Here is a 3187-nt window from a genome sequence, read left to right as displayed (position 1 = left end):
GGGGGGGGGGGAGCACCCGAGCTGCTCCGACTGGTCCTGCACACCTCCCAGGCGGATCCGATCGTCGCCGGGGCGCATCGGATGTGGTGGACGGTCGGGGGCGTTCTCGCGTTATTGTGGACGGTGGGATTTTTCCTCGAGCGGGTGATCGCCCGGCAGGTCCGCCTCGCCGCGGAGGTGGAACGGCAGGAACAGATGGCCCTGATCGGGCGCATGACGTCCACGCTGGCCCACGAGATCCGGAACGCCCTCGGAAGCGTGAAAGGGTTCGCCCAACTGGTGGACGAGAAGACCCCCGGGTCGGATCCCCGGAAGGCAGGGCTCGCCGTCGTCCTGCAGGGGGCGGGAAGAATCGAGGCGATCGTGAACGAGCTGCTCCTGTTCTCGCGGGAAGAAACGTACGAGGCGGAAGCGGTCGACGTGGCGCACCTGGTCCGCGAGGTGGTACGTTCGGACGCCTCGACCTGGGGCGGCGCTGTCGACCTTTCCCTCCCCCCGGAATGCATCGCGAAGGCGGACCGGGAAAAGCTGCGCCGGGTCTTGGCGAATGGCGTCCGCAACTCCCTCCAAGCCATGGGAGATTCGGGGCATCTGGAGATCTCCTGCCTCGGGATGAAGCGGCGGATCGCCATCCGAATCGCGGACACGGGGCCGGGGATCCCGCCGGAGGAGACGGCCCGCCTGTTCACCCCCTTTCACACGACAAAGACGGACGGCACGGGGCTTGGACTAGCATATTCGAAGAAGGCGGTTGAAGGAATGGGCGGGCGGATCGACCTGTCGAACGGGGACGGCGGAGGCGCCGTCCTCACCATCCTGCTGCCGGCCGCAGAGGGAGATCTTCATGGGGAAGTCCGTACTGATCGTCGATGACGACGCCCCGATGCGCTCTTTCCTCTCGGCGGTGCTTCGGGAGGAGGGGCATAGGGTCGTGGAAGCGGGAAACGGGACGGAGGGGCTCGCCAAGCTCTCGGCGGGGGAGTTCGACCTGGTCGTGACGGACCTCCGGATGCCCGGCCTGTCCGGTCTCGACCTGTTGAGGGAGGGGAAACGGGCCAGCCCGGTCTCCAACTGGATCATCGTCACCGCCTACGGATCGATCGGAAGCGCCGTGGAGGCGATGAAGGCGGGAGCGTCCGACTACCTGACGAAGCCCTTCGGCAGCCCGGAGGAGCTCCGGCACGTCGTCCGGCGGGTGCTGCGGGAGGCGGACAAGGAAGCGCGGATCTCCCTGCTATCGGAGGAGCTCGGGAGCCGCTTTCCCCCGGTGGAAACGATCTTCCTGGGAGAGAGGATGGAGCCGGTGCACGGCCTGGTCCGGGAAGTGGCCCCCACGCCCGCAACCGTGCTGATCACGGGGGCGAGCGGGACAGGGAAGGAACTCGTCGCCCGCGCGATCCACCGCCTCAGCCCGAGGCGAAACGCCCCCTTCGTGGCCGTCCACCTTTCCTCCCTGCCGGAGGCGCTTCTCGAAAGCGAGCTCTTCGGCCATGAGCGGGGTGCGTTCACGGGGGCATCGGCTGCCCGAAAGGGGAGGTTCGAGCTTGCCGGGGGAGGAACCCTATTCCTCGACGAAATCGGAGAGATCGCTCCCGCGGTCCAGGTCAAGCTGCTCCGGGTCCTTCAGGAGCGGGAGATCGAACGGGTGGGGGGGGCGCTGCCCATCCCGGTCGACGTGCGGGTCCTGGCCGCGACGAACAGGGACCTCAGAGCCCAGGTCGCCTCGGGACGGTTCCGGGAAGACCTGTTCTACCGGCTCAACGTCTTCCCGATCGAGCTGCCTCCCCTGGCGCAACGGCGGGAGGCGATCCTTCCCCTTGCGGAATATTTCCGGGAGAAATTTTCCGCAGCCTTCGGAAAGCGGGTCACGGGGTTCTCGGAGGAAGCCGGATCGGCACTCCGGGACTACGGCTGGCCGGGAAATGTCCGGGAGCTGCAGAACGTGATCGAGCGGGCCGTGATCCTCTCCGGTGGGTCGGTCGAAGCGGAGCATCTGAATCTCGAACCCCTGGCCCTCCCCTCTTCCCCGCCGGGAGGGATCCTGCGGGAGACCGAGAGGGAAGCGATCCGCAACGTCCTGTCCGACGTCGGAGGAAACCGAAAGAACGCCGCGCGGATCCTCGGCATCTCCCTGCGGACGCTGCAGTACCGCATCAAGGAGTATGGGCTTTGAACGGGCGGTGCAATCCGTGCGCGACGGGGCGCAGTCTTTGCGCGTCTGCGCCTGCCCTAAGTAAAAGGATAAGGCACATATCTACGCGTTTCCGTGGAGGTTCCCAGCCATGAAATTCGCCGGCATCCTTCTTGCCTTTCTTTCGGACAGCGGTCAACTCCAAGAAGGAGGCAGCGAAGATGAAGAAGCGGCTTGGAACGGCAATCCTCGCGGCAACGATATCGGCCGTAGTGGCACTTCCTGCGGCAATGGCGGCGGGCGGGGCGGGGAGAGGCGCGGGATTCGGGTCCGGGTCCGGCGGCCGGAACCACTCACCGGTTCGGGCGCAGGAGCGCCTGCGCCTTCGCGACGGATCCTGCATCGACCCCGCCGGCCCCAAGGAGGGGGCGATGGAGAAAAGGGGGTTCACCTATGGCCCTGGTAACGGCACGGGGAACGGGGAAGACCGGCCGCTGGACGGGACCGGATACGGGGCCCCGGCGAATCGGTAACGGCCGGCCGAGCAGGCGGGGCGGGGCAGTTCGCGCCGCCCTGCTCCTCCTCGCCGTTTGGGTCACGGCGTTTCCGCTTCCCCTCGGGAAAGCCCACGCCGGCGATCCGGACACGGTCCTTCCGGGGAGCGGGATCCTCTATCCCGGGGGCTTCGACCCGAACACGGTCGGCGAAGTCCGGGGCAGGGCGTACGGGTTGCAGAGGCCAGACACCGGGCCGGTACGGTTCCGGCTCGAATCCGGCAATGGGACCTATGTGGTGATCGCCTCGCCGGGCTGGTTCTGGGACGACCTGAACGTGCAGATCCCCGAGGGAACGGAGATCCGCGTCCTGGGCTCCAAGTCCCTGGGCAGGGACGGCCGGCTTTACATCGTCGCCCAGGAGGTTGAGGTCCCGGGGGCGAGGAGGTCCCTCTCCCTCCGGGACGACGGCGGTCATCCCTTGTGGAAGAGCGCGGACCGTGGAGGAACGGGGCGGGGAGGCGGAATGGGCGGCATGGGGTCCGGCATGGGAAGGGGAATG

3 protein-coding genes and 1 pseudogene (2 of these 4 running past the window's edge) are annotated in these 3187 nt (G+C 67.4%); all 4 read left to right on the top strand.

The genetic code is table 11. From position 1 onward, the window contains the following. Positions 1-148 carry the end of a hypothetical protein gene (locus A2X88_06375; GenBank protein ID OGP33026.1) on the top strand. The gene continues 413 nt to the left of window position 1, outside the view, so the window shows 148 of its 561 coding nt (coding positions 414-561); its start codon lies beyond the left edge, outside the window; the stop codon is at positions 146-148. Next, positions 124-873, top strand: coding sequence for a hypothetical protein (locus A2X88_06370; GenBank protein ID OGP33025.1), 750 nt, complete (start codon positions 124-126; stop codon positions 871-873). The genes A2X88_06375 and A2X88_06370 overlap by 25 nt, the downstream gene beginning before the upstream one ends. Then, positions 845-2173, top strand: a complete 1329-nt coding sequence (locus A2X88_06365; protein OGP33024.1) for a sigma-54-dependent Fis family transcriptional regulator — start codon at positions 845-847, stop codon at positions 2171-2173. Before A2X88_06370 ends, A2X88_06365 begins: the two co-directional genes overlap by 29 nt. A gap of 411 nt (positions 2174-2584) precedes the next feature. Then, positions 2585-3187: pseudogene (locus tag A2X88_06360) on the top strand (hypothetical protein); it runs 111 nt beyond the window's last position.

Source organism: Deltaproteobacteria bacterium GWC2_65_14 (assembly GCA_001797615.1).
GTDB lineage: Bacteria > Desulfobacterota > Deferrimicrobia > Deferrimicrobiales > Deferrimicrobiaceae > GWC2-65-14.
Note: the sequence above shows the minus strand (reverse complement) of the source record. Positions and strands in the feature narration are given on the sequence as shown.